This is a genomic window from Streptomyces laurentii, assembly GCF_040635425.1.
GTDB classification, from domain to species: domain Bacteria; phylum Actinomycetota; class Actinomycetes; order Streptomycetales; family Streptomycetaceae; genus Streptomyces; species Streptomyces laurentii.
In genome coordinates, this window is the sequence record NZ_JBEYHT010000005.1 from 112,169 (window position 1) to 129,922 (window position 17,754).

18 protein-coding genes and 2 pseudogenes are annotated in these 17,754 nt (G+C 72.5%); 14 read left to right on the forward strand and 6 right to left on the reverse strand.

What is annotated here, in order from left to right; genetic code table 11:
* Positions 1-73: 73 nt before the first annotated feature.
* The 7 genes and pseudogenes from ABZ693_RS05075 (at position 74) to ABZ693_RS05105 (ending at position 5,399) form a co-directional block, all read left to right on the forward strand.
* Positions 74-1,132 (forward strand): FAD-dependent monooxygenase, encoded by a 1,059-nt coding sequence (locus ABZ693_RS05075; RefSeq protein ID WP_359873477.1) that lies wholly within the window; start codon positions 74-76, stop codon positions 1,130-1,132.
* Positions 1,133-1,166: 34 nt separating this feature from the next.
* A complete protein-coding gene (locus ABZ693_RS05080; RefSeq protein WP_359873479.1) occupies positions 1,167-1,754 on the forward strand; it encodes a PadR family transcriptional regulator in 588 nt (195 codons plus the stop codon).
* A 42-nt stretch (positions 1,755-1,796) separates the two neighbouring features.
* A pseudogene (locus tag ABZ693_RS05085) lies at positions 1,797-1,918 on the forward strand (phosphotransferase); the annotation flags it as partial.
* 330 nt (positions 1,919-2,248) lie between these two features.
* The gene (locus ABZ693_RS05090; protein ID WP_359873481.1) at positions 2,249-2,707 is read left to right on the forward strand and encodes a peroxiredoxin; all 459 of its coding nucleotides are present in this window, start codon (positions 2,249-2,251) and stop codon (positions 2,705-2,707) included.
* Between the two features lie 98 nt (positions 2,708-2,805).
* The gene (locus tag ABZ693_RS05095) at positions 2,806-3,252 is read left to right on the forward strand and encodes an RrF2 family transcriptional regulator (protein ID WP_359873483.1); all 447 of its coding nucleotides are present in this window, start codon (positions 2,806-2,808) and stop codon (positions 3,250-3,252) included.
* Positions 3,253-3,338: 86 nt separating this feature from the next.
* Positions 3,339-4,526 carry a globin domain-containing protein gene (locus ABZ693_RS05100; protein ID WP_359873485.1) on the forward strand — a complete coding sequence of 396 codons (1,188 nt, stop codon included), beginning with the start codon at positions 3,339-3,341 and terminating at the stop codon, positions 4,524-4,526.
* A 102-nt stretch (positions 4,527-4,628) separates the two neighbouring features.
* On the forward strand, positions 4,629-5,399 hold the full coding sequence (locus ABZ693_RS05105) for a rod shape-determining protein MreC (protein ID WP_359873487.1): 771 nt from the start codon (positions 4,629-4,631) through the stop codon (positions 5,397-5,399).
* A 112-nt stretch (positions 5,400-5,511) separates the two neighbouring features.
* On the opposite strand, the gene ABZ693_RS05110 is transcribed toward ABZ693_RS05105, so the two are convergent.
* Positions 5,512-5,949: a hypothetical protein gene (locus ABZ693_RS05110; RefSeq protein ID WP_359873489.1), complete on the reverse strand. Its 438-nt coding sequence runs from the start codon at positions 5,947-5,949 to the stop codon at positions 5,512-5,514.
* Positions 5,950-6,152: 203 nt separating this feature from the next.
* On the opposite strand from ABZ693_RS05110, the gene ABZ693_RS36145 reads away from it, so the two are divergent.
* Positions 6,153-6,356, forward strand: a complete 204-nt coding sequence (locus ABZ693_RS36145) for a WapI family immunity protein (RefSeq protein ID WP_435842348.1) — start codon at positions 6,153-6,155, stop codon at positions 6,354-6,356.
* Between the two features lie 75 nt (positions 6,357-6,431).
* On the opposite strand, the pseudogene ABZ693_RS05115 reads toward ABZ693_RS36145, so the two are convergent.
* From ABZ693_RS05115 to ABZ693_RS05130, 4 genes and pseudogenes are all read right to left on the reverse strand, one after another.
* A pseudogene (locus tag ABZ693_RS05115) lies at positions 6,432-6,803 on the reverse strand (peptidase inhibitor family I36 protein).
* Positions 6,800-7,546 (reverse strand): hypothetical protein, encoded by a 747-nt coding sequence (locus ABZ693_RS05120; RefSeq protein WP_359873491.1) that lies wholly within the window; start codon positions 7,544-7,546, stop codon positions 6,800-6,802. Before ABZ693_RS05120 ends, ABZ693_RS05115 begins: the two are co-directional and overlap by 4 nt.
* Positions 7,547-8,024: 478 nt before the next feature.
* The gene (locus ABZ693_RS05125) at positions 8,025-8,852 is read right to left on the reverse strand and encodes a polysaccharide deacetylase family protein (RefSeq protein WP_359873493.1); all 828 of its coding nucleotides are present in this window, start codon (positions 8,850-8,852) and stop codon (positions 8,025-8,027) included.
* A 217-nt stretch (positions 8,853-9,069) separates the two neighbouring features.
* Complete coding sequence (locus tag ABZ693_RS05130; RefSeq protein WP_359873495.1) at positions 9,070-9,507, reverse strand: hypothetical protein; 438 nt, start codon at positions 9,505-9,507, stop codon at positions 9,070-9,072.
* 74 nt (positions 9,508-9,581) lie between these two features.
* Here ABZ693_RS05130 and ABZ693_RS05135 point away from each other — a divergent pair, with 74 nt between their 5' ends.
* Positions 9,582-10,175, forward strand: coding sequence for a DUF6328 family protein (locus ABZ693_RS05135; RefSeq protein WP_359873498.1), 594 nt, complete (start codon positions 9,582-9,584; stop codon positions 10,173-10,175).
* A gap of 10 nt (positions 10,176-10,185) precedes the next feature.
* Here ABZ693_RS05135 and ABZ693_RS05140 read toward each other — a convergent pair whose 3' ends face one another.
* Positions 10,186-10,749: a hypothetical protein gene (locus ABZ693_RS05140; protein ID WP_359873501.1), complete on the reverse strand. Its 564-nt coding sequence runs from the start codon at positions 10,747-10,749 to the stop codon at positions 10,186-10,188.
* A 253-nt stretch (positions 10,750-11,002) separates the two neighbouring features.
* Here ABZ693_RS05140 and ABZ693_RS05145 point away from each other — a divergent pair, with 253 nt between their 5' ends.
* The 5 genes from ABZ693_RS05145 (at position 11,003) to fxlM (ending at position 17,748) form a co-directional block, all read left to right on the forward strand.
* On the forward strand, positions 11,003-12,301 hold the full coding sequence (locus ABZ693_RS05145; protein WP_359873503.1) for a hypothetical protein: 1,299 nt from the start codon (positions 11,003-11,005) through the stop codon (positions 12,299-12,301).
* 382 nt (positions 12,302-12,683) lie between these two features.
* Positions 12,684-13,358, forward strand: a complete 675-nt coding sequence (locus tag ABZ693_RS05150) for an isochorismatase family protein (RefSeq protein WP_359873505.1) — start codon at positions 12,684-12,686, stop codon at positions 13,356-13,358.
* Positions 13,359-13,613: 255 nt separating this feature from the next.
* Positions 13,614-13,949, forward strand: a complete 336-nt coding sequence (locus ABZ693_RS05155) for a MazG nucleotide pyrophosphohydrolase domain-containing protein (protein ID WP_359873507.1) — start codon at positions 13,614-13,616, stop codon at positions 13,947-13,949.
* On the forward strand, positions 13,946-15,334 hold the full coding sequence (locus ABZ693_RS05160; protein ID WP_359873509.1) for a phosphotransferase: 1,389 nt from the start codon (positions 13,946-13,948) through the stop codon (positions 15,332-15,334). The genes ABZ693_RS05155 and ABZ693_RS05160 overlap by 4 nt, the downstream gene beginning before the upstream one ends.
* On the forward strand, positions 15,325-17,748 hold the full coding sequence (gene fxlM / locus ABZ693_RS05165) for a methyltransferase, FxLD system (RefSeq protein WP_359873511.1): 2,424 nt from the start codon (positions 15,325-15,327) through the stop codon (positions 17,746-17,748). The genes ABZ693_RS05160 and fxlM overlap by 10 nt, the downstream gene beginning before the upstream one ends.
* Positions 17,749-17,754: the final 6 nt, after the last annotated feature.

The window sequence follows — 17,754 nt, forward strand, 5'->3', positions numbered from 1 at the left end:
AGGAAGGTCTACGCTTCTACAGATGTAGAAGCCGCGGGGTCCGAGGCCCGCGGGACGAGGGAAGGGGCACGGAATGGGACGGAACGCCGTCGTCGTCGGCGCCGGAATCGGCGGACTCGCCGCCGCCATCGGACTCCGGCGGACCGGCTGGGAAGTGACGGTCGTGGACCGCTCCCCGACCCTCGATGACGCCGGGGCCGGTATCTCGCTCGCCGCCAACGGCATCCGCGCCCTCGACGCGTTGGGGGTCGGCGCGGCCGTACGGGCCGCCGGGCGCGGCCAGTACACGGGAGGCACCCGCACGCCGAACGGCTCCTGGCTGGCACGGATGGACGGGGCCGCCCTGGAACGCGCCCTCGGCTCCCCCATCGTGGGCATCCCGCGCGCCGAGTTGCACCGGCTGCTGCGTTCGGCGCTCGCTCCGGGGACGGTACGGACGGGAGTGACGGCCACCGCGACCGAACCACTGCCGGACGGGCGGGTCCGGGTGACACTGACCGCGGGGGATGCGGGGGATCCGGGGACCACGGGAGCCGCGCGGGCGGAAGCGGCTCCGGTCGAGGCCGGTCCGGTGCGGGCAGATCCACTGGAGGCGGATCTGGTGGTCGCCGCCGACGGGATCGGGAGCCGGCTGCGGACCGCCCTGTTCCCCGGGCATCCCGGCCCGGCGTACAGCGGCTCGACCGTGCTGCGGGCCGTCACCGACCGCCCGCTGGACCTCCGTACCGACTTCGAGATCACCTGGGGACACGGGGCGGAGTTCGGGCACATCGCGTTCACCGACGGGCGCGCCGAGTGGCACGCCGTCCTCAACTCCCCCGCTAACCTCGGCCAGGGCGCCTGTCAGGCACTGGAGGACGCGGTCGTCCTCGCGGCCGAACTGGACGGTACGGCGGACGTGGACGCGGCACTCGCCCGCTACGACGCCGTACGCCGCCCGCGTGCCACCGCCGTCGCCGCGGCGGCCCGGCAGGCGGGCCGAATGGGTCAACGGCTCGCGCACCCCCTCGCCGTACCCCTGCGCAACACGCTCCTCCGACTCGCCCCGTCCGGCACGGCGGTCCGCATGATCCTGCGTCACACCTCCTGGACCCCGCCCCTCACCAGGTCTTTCGCGGCCGAACAGGCGTGACCGAAGCCCCCTGTCCGACTGCTACGTTGTCCGGATGTCTCTCAAGCACGCGGTCCTGGCGGCCCTCTTGGAGGGCGAGGCGTCCGGCTACGACCTGGCCAAGCTCTTCGACGTGTCCGTGGCCAACTTCTGGGCGGCCACGCCGCAGCAGCTCTACCGCGAGCTGGACCGGCTGTCCGAGGCCGGCCTCATCGCCGCCCGGGTGGTGCGGCAGGAACGGCGCCCCAACAAGCGGGTGTTCACCCTCACCGAGGCCGGTCACCGGGACCTCGTCGCGTACACGGCCGGCCCGCCGAAGCCGTCGGCGGTCCGCGACGAACTGATGGTGCAGGTGCAGGCGTGCGACGAGGGCGACGCGGCGGCCGTACGCGCGCATGTGCGGGAGCGGATGGAGACGGCCCGGGCCAAACTCGCCCGGTACCAGGCGATGCGGGAGCGAATGCTGGAGGGCCGGGACGAGGCCGCGTACCTGCGGGAGACCGAGCGGGTCGGGCCGTACCTGACACTGTTGCGCGGCATGGCCTTCGAGGAGGAGAACGTGCGCTGGGGCGAGCGGACCCTGGCGGTCCTCGCGGAGCGCGCGGACCGGCGACCGGTCGAGGCGGACCAGGCCGCCAGGTAGGGGCTCGTACCTCGGGCCGGAGACCGGGCCCAGGAGGACAAGCCGTGGGCGGTGTCCCGCTGGCTGGACGGCGAGGTGGCGACCGTCGAGGCACTGGCCCATTCGTCCGAGGCGCCGGCCAACTGGCCGGGTTTCTTACCGCCCTCCAACGGTTCACGCCCGAGGAGACGCCCTGGCGAACTCCTGCTCGCCGGCGAAGGACCCTACGCAGGGCAGGCCTACTGCGTCGCCCTCGTCTTCTTCCGCGAGTTCATCGACCAGCTCCGTGTTTTCGCTGATGAGAGTGCCGGACACTACGCGGCACGGAAGCGGTGACGCCGCACTCGGCAAGGTGACACCCGATCGAAGGAAGCCACCGCCGCGGAGCCCGGAACTGTCCGGACAGGCGAGGAAATCCCGTGTACCGAGAAGGGGGACGCTGCCGAGTGCCGTCTGCCGGGTAGGGCCGTCCGGCTCTGCCGCGCCGCCACGGGCCTCCGGTAACGTCCCGGCGCATGGACATCGGTGACCTCGTCGAGGACTTCACGCTTCCGGACGAGACCGGTCGCCCCCGCTCTCTCCGGGAACTGCTGGCCGAGGGGCCGGTGGTCCTCTTCTTCTATCCGGCGGCCCTCACCCCCGGCTGTACCGCCGAGGCGTGTCATTTCCGCGATCTCGACGCGGAGTTCCGGGCGGTCGGCGCCCGGCCGGTGGGCATCAGCGCGGACGAGGTGGCGCGGCAGCAGGAGTTCGCCGGCCGGTACGACTTCGGCTTCCCGCTCCTGTCCGATCCGTCCGGGGAGATCCGCGAGCGGTTCGGGGTGCGGCGCGGCTTCGCGCTCGCGCCGACGAAGCGTGTGACCTTCGTCATCGGCACGGACCGCCGGGTGCTCGGCGTCGTACGCAGCGAGCTGCGGATGAGCGCCCACGCGGACCGGGCGCTGGCCGTACTGCGGGCGGCCCGTGGCCTCTGACCAGGCACGAAGAGCTCTCCCGGGCGGCGCTCCGGGGCCCCGCCGCAGGACACCCCCCTAAATACGAATGCGAAATACGACTTTGATAGCGTCTGAGCGTGCGGTTGACGAAGTTCACCGACCTGGCGCTGCGTGCCGTGATGCGTCTGGCGGTCTCCGAGCAGGACAGCTACCCCACCACCCGAGAGGTGGCGGAGTCCATGGCCGTGCCCTACGCCCACATGGCGAAGGTCGTCACGCGACTCCAGCACCTGGGCGTCATCGAGGCGCGGCGGGGGCGGGGCGGTGGCCTGGCCCTCACCGAGCTGGGGCGGCAGTCGTCGATGGGCTGGCTGGCCCGGACCCTGGAGGGCGACGAGGAAGTCGTCGCCTGCGAGGGTGACCCGCCGTGCCCGCTGCGGACGGCCTGCCGGCTGCGCGGCGTACTGCGCCAGGCACAGGAGGCGTTCTACCGCACGCTCGATCCGCTGACCGTCGCGGACCTGGTCGGATCGCCGACCGGCCCGGTGCTCCTCACCTTGTCCACCGGACCCCGCGACCCCTGATCCGCCACCCCCTTAAGCTCGCGCGCCCCGCGCGCGGGTTCCCGCAGGTCTAAATACGTAGATCATCTACCAGAATTGGAGTCGCCATGCTTTCCGAGCAGGCAGCCCCGGTCATCCGCGCCACCCTCCCCGCCGTCGGCGGGGCGCTCGACGAGATCACCACGCGCTTCTACGCGGGGATGTTCGAGGCCCACCCCGAGCTGCTGCGGGACCTCTTCAACCGGGGCAACCAGGCTGCGGGCGACCAGGCCAAGGCCCTGGCGGGCTCCATAGCCGCCTTCGCCGTGGCGCTCCTGGAGAACCCGGACACCCGGCCGGACGTCATGCTGTCGCGCATCGCGCACAAGCACGCCTCCCTCGGCGTCACCGCCGACCAGTACAAGATCGTCCACGAGCACCTGTTCGCCGCCATCGTGGAGGTCCTCGGCGAGGCCGTGACGCCCGAGGTCGCCCAGGCCTGGGACGAGGTCTACTGGCTGATGGCCAACGCCCTCATCGCCATCGAGGCCCGGCTCTACCAGGAGCAGGGCGTCGAGGCCGGCCAGGTGTGGCACCAGATGGAGATCGCCGGCCGCCACGAGGAGACCGCCGACATCGTCTCCTTCACCCTGCGCCACCCCGACGGCCACCCGGTGTCCGCGTTCCGTCCCGGCCAGTACGTCAGCGTCCAGGTCGAGCTGCCGGACGGCGCCCATCAGATCCGCCAGTACAGCCTGTCCAACGCCCCCGGCCGCCCCGAGTGGCGGATCACCGTCAAGCGCGTCGAGGGCGACCCGGCCGGCGAGGTCTCGTCCTGGCTGCACGAGAACGGCAAGGTCGGCACCCCGGTCAACGTCTCGATCCCGTTCGGCGACCTGGTCCTGCCGGAGGGCGAAGGCCCGCTGCTGCTCGCCTCGGCCGGCATCGGCTCCACCCCGATGATCGCCATGCTCGACCACCTCGTCGAGACGGGTTCGACCCGCCCGGTGACCGTCGTCCACGCCGACCGCTCGCCGCTGTCGCACGCGCACGCCGAGGAGCTGCGCCGGCTCGTCGACGCTCTCCCCCAGGGCGCGCTGCAGCTCTGGTACGAGGCTCCGGGCGAGTCCGGCGCCCACGAGGGCCGGGCCGACGTCAGCACGCTCGACCTGCCCGAGGGCGTCCACGCCTACCTGTGCGGCCCACTGCCCTTCATGCGCGTCGTGCGCGGCGACCTGATCGGCCGCGGCGTCGCCGCCGCCGACGTCCACTACGAGGTGTTCGGCCCCGACCTGTGGCTGGGTGCCGCGGCCTGACGGTCGGCTCTGCCTGTGATCCGCAGCATCATGGCGTTATCCGTCCGGATATTGCATAGTGATGCTGCGGATTCACCTCATTATCAGCAGCGGGAGTGGGCAATGGGCACGGCGCACGAGGCGGTGCGGGGGACGGCGGGCACGGTCCGCGGACTCGCCCTCGACATCGGCAGCTCCCGCACCCGGGTGTGGGCACCCGGCGCGGGTGTGCTCGCGGACGTGCCGAGCGGCCCGGTCCTGCGCGGCCGGCTGACGGACGCCAGCCCGCACCAGCGACTGCTGCGGAAAATCGCCGACTCGGCTTTCGGCGGGGCGGCGGAGGACACCGTCGTCATGCTGTGCCATCCCGTGCTCGCCGATCCCGAGCAGCGGGAGGCGGCCCGCCGGATGGTGGCCGGACTGGGCCCGACCCGGGTCGTGTCGGTGGACAGCGCCCGGGCCGCCGCGGCCTACGCGGCTCCCACGAACGGCGGCCCGCTGCTGGTCGTCGACCTGGGCGCGGCGCTGACCGAGGTGACACTCCTGGTCGACGGCCTCGTCCAGGACGCCCGGCTCGCCGAGGTCGGCCTCGACGACCTGCCCGAGAGGGACGGCGGACCGACCGCCGCCGTGGTCGACACGGCCACGGACATGGTGATGGACCTGTGGCGCCGGGACGGCACCGGTGCCGTGCTCGGGGCGCTGCGCCGGGGTGTGCTGATCACCGGCGGCGGCGCGCTGCGCATGGACCTGACCGGCCGCCTCGCCCTGCGACTCGGGGTCCGGCTGCGTCTCGCCAACGACCCGGCGACCAGCACCGTTCGCGGCGCGGGCCTGCTGCTCTCCTCGACCCTGCGCCACCCGACCGCGCCCCGGCACCGCGTCGCGTACTGAGCGGATCCCGACTCCGGTTCGCGTACGGAGGCGACTCCGACACCACCCCGTGTACGGAGCGGACCCCGGCCACAGCGCCTCGACGGACTCGTACCGTCGTCTCCGGTCACCGTCACCGGCGCGCGACGGTGCGCGCCTCGATCCCGGCCGCGCGCAGGGCGTCCACGAGCCGCGCCACCTCGGGCAGCGTGCCGCCCGTGTACCGGCCCGCCCGGATGTCCCCGAGGGCCGTCCTGGCTTCGGCGAGGCCCAGGCTCAGCTCGGCCCGGAGCACCTTCATGACCGTCACCGCCCGCCCTTCGGCCTCCCCCGTCAGCTCGACACCCGCCGGACCGTGCACACCATGGTCGAGGAGGCGAGCGCGCAGGTCGTCCGGGGTGTCCCCGCGGCCGCACGCCAAGACCGGGCCACAGGCCGGGCAGTCCGTCTCCACGCTCCACTCCAGGTGCCCATACACCAGGCTCTGCCCTGCCGCGGCCTCCACCTCGGCCCCACAGCCCATACAGGCCATGGCGAACCGCACGTGATCCCCGACGATGTCCCGGTCCATGCGTCCTCCCCCCTCCCGCCGGTCAGAACGTGCGGCACCACGCGGGCGTGCCATTCTGCCCCGGTGATTCCGAGCGATCCGACGGCCGGCGTCGAACTCCGCCCTCCGCGCTACCGGTTTTCCCAGGTCCGGGGTGATGTGTACGACGACAACTGGCTGGTCGTCGGCGGGACGGTGCGGGCCTCTCGTTCACCGAGCCGGTCCTGGCCCTCGGCATCGCCGGGCGTGACGAGGGGGAGGCCGTGGTGCGGGTGCATCTGTCCCTGGAGGCGGCACCGCCTTGGCGGCCGGACCACGACGGGACGGACATCCATCGGTACGCCGTGGAGATACGGATGGCCACGGCCGCCCTGCATACCGCGGCCGACTGCTGGGACCGTGCTCTGGCCGCCTTCCCTGATCGCTGACCGGCGGCCCGGAACGTGTCCGCCCGCCACCCCTCTCCGGGTGGCGGGCGGACGCGCGGCCGGTACGGCCGCGGATCAGCAGCTCATGGTCCAGGTGTGGGAGTCGCCCCGGTCGTTGGCGACACTGTTCGAGCTGACCTCCTGGCCGGGGGCGAGGCAGATGGTCACGGAACCGCCCTGCCAGGCCGACGAGTAGACCTTGACGTGGTCCTTGACGCCGGCCCCGGAGATGCCGTGATTGGCCCAGGACGAGTCGTCGTCGGCGATCCAACTCTCCCACCAGCCGTCGTCGCCGCTCCAGTTGGCACGCTGTCCGCCGAATTTGGTCTTCTCCCAGACTCAGAAGTGACCGGACGGACAGTCGGCGGCGCCGGCCGGCGCGGCCAGGGTGAGTGCCCCGGCGAGGGCGAGAACGGCGGCGATCGTGAGGCCGAGGAACTTCTTCATGACGGATCCTTGCCTTTCTTCCCGGTAGGCGGCGCGGACAGTTCCGCGGCTCGCCTCAGTGCGTGGCTGCGCATCTCCTCGTAGGTGTCGACCTGGTCGCGGTGGAGGGTGCGGACGGTGGCCATCTCCGCGGGTTCGAGCCGGGCCCGTACGTCGGCCAGCCCGCTCTCGCGGCTGCACCGGTCGGCCACGGCCGGATCGGGCCGGCCCTCGCGCGGTCCGCCGGCGGTCGCGGCGCAGCGGGTCCAGCGGTCGAGCGCGGCACGGTGGGCGGGATCCTCCTTCATCCGGTCATGGGCCTCGGCCCGGAGGTTGTCGACGGTGACCTGGGCGCGGAACCAGCGGGTCTGGTCTCCGTAGAGGCGGGCGCGGGCCCGGGCGGTGCAGCCGTCGCTGTTGGCGGTGACGGTGAGGCCGGTGGCGAGGGTCAAGGAAAGTTCGCGGGGGTCCTTTCCGAACAGGGCGGTCTGCAGCCGGGGGTCCTCGGCGGGCGCGGGAGCCGGGGCGCGGGCCCGGGAGGCCGGGGGCAAGGAGAGGCCCTGCGCGTCCAGGCACTCGACGACGAGTCGGTGTTCGGCGGCCTTCAGGAGCTGGTCCTGCTGCTGCCGGGTGGTGTCCGCGGGCGCGGCGGGGGCGGATGGTGCCGAGGCTCCCGGCCGGGGCCCCGACCGGGTGCCGGCACAACCGACGAGGACGAGGGCGGCTGCGGCCGTGACGATCGCCCGGCGGGTGGCGTGTCGCATGGGATCCCCTGATGACGAGCGGGCCTGCTCGGCGATGCCTGGCGGGGCGGTGTTCCGCATGTCCCGCCGGTTCGTCGCGATCCATGCCCGGCGCCCGGCGGGCCATACGGAGGAGAGGGGCGACTCACTCGAAGGTGTCCAACGCGCCGGAGTGTGCGCCGTACGAGGGATGCCCGCGCGCCGACTGCCTCCGCGCCGACCACCTCGGCCGGGCACCACCTCAACCGGGGACCGCCTCGGCCGGGGACGACAAAGCCCCGGCGGGACGGGGGGTTCCTACCGGGGCCGATTGCCGTGACGGGGCTCGAAGAGCGGTCGCCTCTGGGGGGGAACCTGGGGACCGGGCCCCTTCGCCGTCACATACAGTCCAACGGCTCGGATCTCCCGCTTGTTCCGGAGTGCCCCCTGCGTCGCGTGTGAGTCACCTCACCCCTTTTGCCCGTTCACTCCCGCGCCTCGGGCTCACCACTCAGGCTCGCTACTCGGGCCGCTCCGGGCGGTAGACGGTGCCGGGCTCGGGCCGGGCCGGGGCCAGCAGCTGGGGGACGGTGACGAAGGTGTAGCCCTGCCGCTTGAGCTCGTCGATGATGCCGGGAACGGCCGGGACCGTGCCCTTGTAGATGTCGTGGAGCAGGATGATCCCGTCGCCGTGGGCCTGGTCGAGCACGCGCTGGCGGATGAGCGTGGAGTCCTCGGTGGAGTAGTCCTTGGCGGTGATGCTCCACAGCACCTGGGACAGGCCGAGCTCGCGGGACACATCGGAGACGGTGTCGTCGGTACGGCCCTGGGGCGGACGCATGAGGGTGGGCTTGCGGCCGGTGATCTTCGCGATGGCGTCCTGGGTACGGGAGAGCTCGTCGCGTACCTCATTGGCGTCGGTGTCGGTGAGGATGCGGTGGGTCCAGGTGTGGTTGGCGACCTCGTGGCCCTCGTCGGCGATGCGCCGCACGACGTCCGGGTAGCGGACGACGTGCTTCTTCCCGAGGAGGAAGAAGGTGGCGTGGACCTGTTTCTCCTTGAGGATGTCGAGCAGCCGGGGGGTGTCCTTGCCCGGGCCGGCGTCGAAGGTCAGGGCTATGCATTTGGCCTTGGTGCAGTCGACGGCTTCACCGGCCGGGGTTTCCCCCTTGCCGCCCTTTCCGCCTTTGGCATCCGCGGACGCGCCCTCGCCCGAGCCCGCCTGGTCGCGCGCCTCGGCGGGCGTGACCGTGCCGACGGAGCAGCCTCCGAGCGTGAGCACCAGCGACGCCGCGGCGAGCAGGGCGAGAGCCGGCCCCCGGCGACGGCCCGTCTTGGTTCCGAACATGTGCGACCCGCTTTCCCCGTGGACGAATTCGACGGCCGGGGCCCACGCGTGATCACGGCGCGGCCCTGCGGCATGCCCTGAACTCTACACACGGTGTATAGCTGGGCCTGCGGCGGGTTCGTCCTGGTGGGGAGGGTGCGCACACAACCGGCCCCCGGGGTGGAGCCCGTCCGCTCCGTCCGGGGGTCGGGGTGCGGGTGCCGTCAGGCGGGTGCCGTCAGCGGGGCGCGAGGAGGAGACGCGCCTCGGTCTCCTGGTCGCCCGAGACGGACTGGACGGACTGGACGGCGAAACTGCGGGCGAGTACCTTCTCGACCTCGTCGACGGCGTGGTAGCCGCCGCTGAGCACCGCTCCGACCATGCCGGTCAGCGGTGCGGGCGAGGACTGTTCGTGCCGGCCTCCGGCCGTGTCGAAGGTGGCCGTCCAGACGGTGGTGGCGGGCACGGTCTCCGCCTGCGTGCCCGGCGGCGCCAGGCCCTCGAGCTGGTAGGTGTGATCGAGGACGTCGAACACGGCGCGGGCGTCCTCCCGGCAGCACTCGCTCAGCTGCACGGTGACATCGGTGTCGATGTGCAAGTCGTACACGTCGATCATCTCCTCGGGTGCCGCTTCCAGGATGCCTCCCGGCGCGGCGTCCCGCGAGGTTCGTGCCACGGTGGAAGGACAGGAGACGGACGAAGGCAGCGTGGAGACGGGCGAGAGCGACGCGGAGACGGACGGGAGGCGGCATGGCGGCGGATGCGAACGAACCGGCGGGGGCCGCTGATCCCGGGCGGCCCCGGGAACCCGGGCAACCGTCCGACGCCGCCCAGCGCGGGGATCCGGAGGCCGGCCAGGTCCTTGGACGCCACGAGACACCCGAGGAACGGGCGGACCGCCGTTGGACCGAACTGATGCAGGAGATCAGGGTCGCCCAGACAGGCGTACAGATCCTCTTCGGATTCCTGCTGACGGTCGTCTTCACGCCCCGTTTCCCGTATCTGTCGCACACCGACCGGACCATCTATGTCGTCACGGTGTGCCTCGGCGCCGCCGCGACCGGAGCGCTCATCGGCCCCGTGTCGTTCCACCGGATGGTCGCCGGCCGCCGCCTCAAGCCCCGGGCGGTGACCTGGGCGTCCCGGCTGACCTTCGCCGGCCTCGTCCTGCTCCTCGCCACCCTGTGCGCCGCGCTTCTGCTGGTGCTGCGCGTCGCGACCGGCGCGCCGCTCGTACCCTGGCTGGTCGCCGGGCTCCTGGTCTGGTACCTGCTCTGCTGGTTCGTCCTCCCTCTCTGGGTCCGCCGCCGCCACACCGACGGCCCCCGCCGCACCGCCCCGTAAGAGACTCTCCTCACCGCACGGCGCGCGTCCGACCCGACGGCTGGGCGAGCAGGGGCGCCGAGGTCACGCCGAGGTCGCGGCGCATCATGGTTCTCATGTCCCGCAGCAGGTCCCAGATCTCCGCTTGGGCCCGGAGGGCCGCCTCCCTCGTCTCCCCGGGTTCCGGCTCGTCCCGCTCCAGGCGTCTGACGTGGCCGTACAGTCCGCTGAGGGCCTTGTTGACCTCGCTCGCGGAGGCGAGCACCTCGTCCGGAACGATCATCTGCGCGCGCGAGTACGCGTCGCGATGGGCTCGCTTCGCTTCCTCGAGCTCCGCCCGGTCGGCGTCCTCGGCGCCACGCTCCCGTAGTACGTGCAGAAACCGGTGGAGTGCCGTGGTGAACTGGCGTGCGTCCCGGTTGAGTTCTCCGTAGCAGTCGCGTCGGAGGAGCAGGCCCTCGCGGACTTCCTCATGTCCCCGCACCAGCTCGATCTCGCGGCGCTTCGCCCGCTCAGCCGCACGCTGAGCGAGGAACGACCCGCCCAGCGTTCCCGCCACACCTGCCACCGCGATGATCACAGAGCCGAGATCCACCGTATCCCCCCGAAGCCGTTCGCAGTCCACTGATCACAGCGGACTGTACGGCGTAGAGGGGGCGGCCACGGCGTGAAGGAACGATCACGAAGTACGGTCGTACCGCGGCCACATGCCGTCGGCGGGCGGGACCGGGAGTGGCCCGCCCCCCCGGTCGACGACCGCGCCCCCGTCGTCCATCTGACCTTCCGGGTAGCGGAAAACCGCTGATCACCGGCACGTAGGATCGCCTCAATCGATCTTGGGGTGGGGAATGAAGAACACGAATCCGGGGGCCAGGTACGAACGCGGAGGTGGCCGCCGAGCCGCCACGGCCCTGCTGCCGCTGCTGCTCACGGCACTCGCGGCCTGCCAGTCCGGCGGCCAGGCGGAGGCCGGCGGCGCCAAGGGGACCGGAAGCCCCGCACCCATCGCGACACCCGTCTTCGAGACGCGGCTCGACGGCCAGCTCTCCGCCGCCTCCAAGGCCACCGCGGCGGCCGGGTCCTCGGCGTTCACCGCGACGGTCAGCTACGGCTCCGCCCACGGCACCGCCGTGGACACCTCCACCGGCACACAGGACTACGCCGCCGACACCGCCCGTGCCGAGCGCGAGCTCACGATCCCGCGCCGCTTCCCCGACGACGCCGCGAGTGACCTCGGCGGCCGGGCGGGCGGATCCGCCGTGCGCGAGACGTACGAGGTCCAGGGCAATCGGGTCGACTACCTGACCCGGCAGGGCGATTGGCTGCGCTACTCCTCGCGGGCGTCCATGGACATCGTCGACGACTTCGAGGGAGCCCTCGTCCGGGCCGGCGACAGCGCCCCGTACGGCGGGACCCTCGCCGAGGTGGTCCGCACCGCCCACGCGACGAAGCAGCCGGCCAAGGGCGCCCACGGAGTCCGTACGTACGAGCTGTCCGTGCCACCGCGGACGGCCGCGCCCGCGCTCCCGCGCGCCTTCCAGCACGCCCTGCTGTACTTCGAGGGCAGCGAACAGATCACTCTGACCGTCGTCCTCGACAAACAGGGGCGGCTCCTGCGGGCCGGCGCCGACTACACGCCCGCGCTGGCGGCGCTGCACAAGGAAGGCCGGCTCAAGGGCGTCACCTCGCTCAAGGCGGAGTACGTCCTCACCGGCCACGGCACCACCAAGGTCCCCGCTCCGGCCGCCGGCGCCGCGGGCGGAAAACTCAGGGACGCGGAGCAGGCCCTCACCCGGCTCACCGAGGTGAAGCCCGGGGCCTGCGGCTCCGCCGACACCGGCCTCGGCGGCAGCCTCTCCCTGGTCCGTGTCGTCCCCTGCGGCAAGGGCGCCGATGTACGGGTCTTCGGCCAGGTCGAGGTGAAGGAGACCATCCAGGACAACCCGGACGGGGTCGCCGACCGCAAGGCCGGGGACCGCTGCCGTACGAAGTTCGACACCGCCCCCGCCGCCTGGGTGAACCGCGCCCGCCCGGCCGGAACCTTCTACACCGGGGGCGGGGCCTCCTCCAGCTCTTCCTACACCGGCCCGGATGTCGACATCGAGGGCGCCTACGCCTGCTACGTGGAACTGTCCGGACGCCGCTGAGGCACCGCCTCCCCTACCCGCCCCACCACCACCACCAGCGTCCCGTCGTCTCGGTACGCCGTGAATGGCGGGGCGGACCGGTTCTCCCACGAGGCGCAAACACCGCGGGCATCGAGCATCCGGCGCGGCAGCCCACGAAGGAACCCCGGAGCGGCGTTCGGGGCCGGACGCCGCCTCCCTTGGAACGCGGCGGGGTGGTTCACCGGCGTTTCGGCCAACATCCGCCTCGGCAGGGGCCTTTGTGCCGCACGGGTCCGTGTATCGCGCACACGAGACGACCCGCTGGGCCCAGGGCCCTCAACACGACTGAAATACGTGTGTTCGAACGCATAGGTGCCGTCGTTGAGTTCTGTGACACCGCTCGGGCATCTCTGGAGGCGCGTTGAGTTGCGACTCATCCACCACGTCCGACCATCGCTCACCGACGACCACCCGGCCCGCTCGGCCCGCCCATGCCGGCCGCCGCCACGCCTACCCCCGGCTCGACCCGGCCCGCACCGCCCTGGTGGTGATCGACATGGTGCCGTTCTCCGACGGGCCGTACGAGCGCGGGGTGATCCCGCGGATCGAGGCGCTGGCGGGCGCTCTGCGGCAGGCCGGCGGCCTGGTCGCCTGGGTACTTCCGGGTTCCGGCGGGCGGCGTGCGGTCCGCGAGGAGTTCTACGGCCCCGAGATCGCGGAGCTGTTCCGTACCTCCGGAGGCAGCGGCCCGCTCGCCCGACGTCTGTGGCCGCAGTTCACGGTGGACGAGGACCGCGACCTGCTCGTGGAGAAGACCGCGGTCAGCACGTTCTTCCCCGGGTGCTGCCCGCTGCCCGGCCTGCTGGCCGAGCGCCGCATCGACACGGTCGTGGTGTGCGGGGTCGTCACCGACGTGTGCGTGGCCGGGTCGGCGCGCGACGCCTTCACCCTGGGCTCGCGGGTGATCGTGGTGGCCGATGGCACGGCCGCCGGCAGCGACGAGGTCCACAACGCCGCCCTGCGGACCCTCTACCGCTCCTTCGGCGATGTACGGCCCACCACGGAGGTTCTCGAGCTGATCCGGGCGGGCAGGTGACCACGCACACGACTTGCGGCCCACACACCGGGACCGACGGCCGACCGGATCGCGCAGGCGCTCCGGACAACGGCCGGAATTCCCTGACCGCGCTCCGGAGCGGCGCCGGACCCCGCACGAGCCGGTGTCCACGCGGACCGTGGTCCTGCGCGGCACCGGCGAGGGCGTCTCGGCCCTCGGCGAGATCGGCAAGCTGACCGGCCCCACGCACCCCGCCGTACGACAGCCGCCCCCTCAGATGATCGGAGACCGACCGTGGACCTCAGCGAGATCACGAGGCAGGCCATGCGCGTCCATGGCCTTTACGACGAGCTCAATCAGGCCAGGCGTGGCCGCACGTGGGAGCGGCACGACTTCGTGCTCGGCTTCGTCGGTGACGTCGGCGACCTCGCCCAGCTCACCCAGGCCGCCGACGGCGTCCGGCCGGCACCGCCGGGACCCGGCCTCGGGCACGAGTTGGCGGACTGTCTGTGGTCCGTCGTCGTGATCGCCGAGCTCTACGGCATCGACCTCGAAGCCGCCTTCACCACGACCATGCGACAGCTGGAGGAGTCCCTCGCCGACGGCCTGGGGAAGGGAACGACGCGGTGAAACGAGTCGAGTTCGACGAACAGGCGTACGCGGAACGGTCCCGGACCGGCCCGTGCTTCATCTGTCGCATGCTGGCCGGGGATCCGGAGTTCCGGCACGAGATCGTCTACCGCGACGAACACCATGTCGTGTTTCTGGACCGGTACCCGACCCTGCTCGGCAAGCTGCTGGTCGCTCCGGTCCGGCACCGCGAGGACGTGATCGGCGACTTCACCGAGGAGACGTCCGCCATGCTCTGGCAGGTCGTCCACCGTGCCGGGGCCGCGCTCAAGGAGACGGTGCCGACCGAGCGGATCTACGTGCTGAGCCTCGGTTCGAACAGCGGCAATTCCCACGTCCACATTCACGTGGCCGCGTTGCCGCCCGGCGTGCCGTACGACCGGCAGCAGACCGCCGCCCTGCTGTGGGAGAGCGCCGGGCTGCTCGAGGTACCGGCCGAGGAGGCCGCACGGATCGCCGGGCAGCTGCGGGCCGCACTCGCGCCAGGACCGAACCACCTTGACGTGGTGCGGCTCTCCGCTGACGCGGCTCAGGGCATGCCCGACCGGCGGGTACGGGAGTTCGCCGAGGCAGCGGTCGGGCGCGTCAGCGCCTGGACGGACGTCTCCTGGGCCCGCAAGGGCAGCCGCGTGTGGCGTGCCCGTGGCGCCGAGGGCGGCGAATGGTTCGTGAAGGTCCACCGGAACGAGCGCTCCCACGGCCGGGAGGTGACGGCCTACCGGACCTGGGTGCCCGCCCTGGGCGCGGCCGTGCCGCGGCTGGTGGCCGCCGACACGGGGCTGCGGGCGGTGGTGGTCACGGCGATGGGAGGCCGGTCTCTGCAGGGCGCCGTCCACCCGCCCCGGCAGCAGCGGCGGATCTTCCGGCGCATCGGACGGTTCGCGGCGAGCATCCACCGCAGCGCCCCACCCCGCCCGGGCGCCGGAACACCGCCGCTGGGGAAGCTGGAGCGGCACCTGGACGGAGCACGCGCCCATCTCGTACCCGGGGACGAGGAGTTCATCCGCGCCGTCGCCGGGACTGCCGCCACCCTGCCCGCCGTGGAAGAGGTGCCCACTCACGGGGACTTCCAACTGCGCAATCTGCGCTGGGACCCGGATGCCGGCGACCTGTTCCTGATCGATTTCGAACGGTCGGAGGAAGGCCCGGCGGTACGGGACCTCGTACGGCTTTCCGACGCCTGGCACGGCCGCCCCGACCTCCTCGCCGCCTTCATGGAGGGTTACGGCCGTGCCCTGACCACCGCGGAAGAGGCCACGCTGACGGTCCTGTCCGTCCTGGATGCCGTCTCCGGCATCTCCTACGGCGCCGCCCACGGCGACCCCGAGCTGGTGGAGCGCGGCCGCCGCGCCCTGGCCCGGCTCCGTTCCGCGCCATGCCTCTGACCACCCCCACCGCCCGCCACCACACCAGGAGCAGCACGTTGACGTACATCGCCCGTGACCAGTGGGAGAAGCACTTCAGCGACGGCAAGAACTTCCGGCCGGTCGGTGAGCGCGAGCGGGAACTGCTCGCGAAGCACGCTTCCGCACCCGAGGGCGGCGGCCGGGCGCTCGACGTGGGCTGCGGTACCGGGGAGCTGGCCGTCTGCCTCACCGGTCTCGGCTACCGCGTGGACGCCGTCGACTTCGCCGCCAGCGCGATCGCCCGGGCCCGGGAGGAGTACGCCGGCATCGAACGGGTTCGCTGGCTGCGTCTGGACATCGAGCACGACGACCCGGCCCCGCTGCACTACGACGGATACGACCTGATCACGCTCCGGCTGATGTACCCGTTCGTGAAGGACCGAGGTCGCGTCGTTCACGGGCTGGGTGGACGGCTGCGCGACGGCGGCGCCCTCGTCGTCATCACTCCGTTGGCGGAGAGCACGCCTGAGGAACGGCGCGGAATCGCCCTGGACGAGGACGAGATCGTCCTGCTCACGGCCGGCTGGCGGCATGTGGAGCGGCTGGACGCGGACGGTCTGGCCTTCCTGGTCCTGCGTGGCTTCCGCCCTGCGGGGACTCGGGCCGTCGAGAAGCGGCCGACCACCGGCCACGGCTTGATCGGTGTCCTCGCCGTCGTCACCGACGACGCCGGCCGGGTTCTGCTCGGCCGGTCCCGGCGCGGCATGCTGGAGCTGCCCGGCGGCAAGACCGCCGGCCCGGAGGACTTCGCCGTTGCGGCGGTACGCGAACTCGCCGAGGAGACGGGCCTGGTCGCCGAGCCGGCGGACGCGCACGTGCTGACGACGCTGGTCGACGACAGCCACGGCGTACCCCGGCTCACGGCCGTCGTCCGTATCACCGCCTGGACGGGGACCCTGGCCAACCCGGAACCGGAGCTGTTCTCCCGCTGGGAGTTCTTCGACCTGTCCGCTCTCACCTGTGCGGGGGATGTGTTCGTCCCGGCCGCCCAGGCGCTGGATGCCGTATGGCCCGGGGTCGTTCCCGGCCTGCCGCCCGTGACCACCTACCCCCACGCCGCCGAGCGGCCGACCGTGCCGGGTGAACCGGCCGAAGCCGTCCGGCTGCGGCAGGCGATGGCCCGAACGGTCGTCGACGGCGGCTGGGCCCCGTCCGAGCCGGTCCGCGACGCGCTGCGGACCGTGCCCCGCCACCGTTTCGCCCCGGAGGCGAGCCTGACGGCCGCGTACGACGGCGGCGACCGCGCCGTGATCACCCGGCGCGACGTGACCGGAGCGGCGATCAGCTCGGTGTCCGCGGCCTGGCTGCAGGCCGACATGATCGAAAGCCTTCACCTGAAGCCGGGCGCGATCGTGTTCGAGGCGGGCTCGGGCGGCTACAACGCCGAGCTGATCGCCCATGTCACCGGGCCCGACGGGCGTGTGGTGACCGTGGACATCGACCCGTGGGTCGTACGCCGTACCCGCGCCCTCACCAGAGAGGCCGGCAGCGGGCGCGTCGCCGCCGTCGAGTCCGACGCGGCCCTCGGCGCGCCCGCCCACCTCGTACCGCGCGGCGGCTTCGACGGCAGTGTGATCACCTACAACTGCCGGGACATCGCGCCTGCTTGGCGGGATCAGCTGGCCGAGGGCGGGAAGCTGGTCCTGCCGCTGGAGATCAACGGCTACACCCGGGCGATCGCCTTCGAGCGCCGCGGTCAGGTGCTGCACGCCCATCGGTTCACCTCCTGCGGCTTCGTCCGCGATCAGGGACAGCAGGCCCGCACCGTGCCGTTCGTCCCCCTTCTCGACGGCGGGCTGACGCTCCGATTCGAGCGCGGCACCACCGCCGGGACCGCGGATCTGGAGAAGGCGCTGCGCGGCACCCGGCACGAGGTCGCCACCGGCGTGACCATCGGCGTGGGCCCCCACGTCGGTTCGCTGCAGCTGTACGCGGCCACCACGCTGCCCGCGTTCTGCCGCCTGACCGCCCACCAGGACCCGGACGAAGGCGTGACCGGCATCGCGAAAGACCGCGATGCCCCGGCCATCGTCGACGACGCCTCGCTCGCCTGCCTGCTCCCGGTCCGGCCCCGGAACGACGAGCGCCCCGAGGACAAGGAGTGGGAGTGGATCGTCCACGCCTTCGGCGAGCGGGGTCCACGGCTCGCCGAGCAGCTGACGGCCACGGTCCGTTCCTGGGACCGCCACGTACGGGCCGACGACCACATCCGGCATGCCGATCCCGTCCTGACGGTCCACCCGGCCGGCACTCCCGACGAGCTGCTGCCCGCCGGAGACACCGTGGACCTGGTGCACTGCCGCTTGGTGTTCCAGTGGCCGGGCCGGGACCGGGACTTCCCCTCCCCCGCGCGGCGCGGCAAGGCAACCGCCGGAGCCCTGGGAGGGGCTTGATCCCCG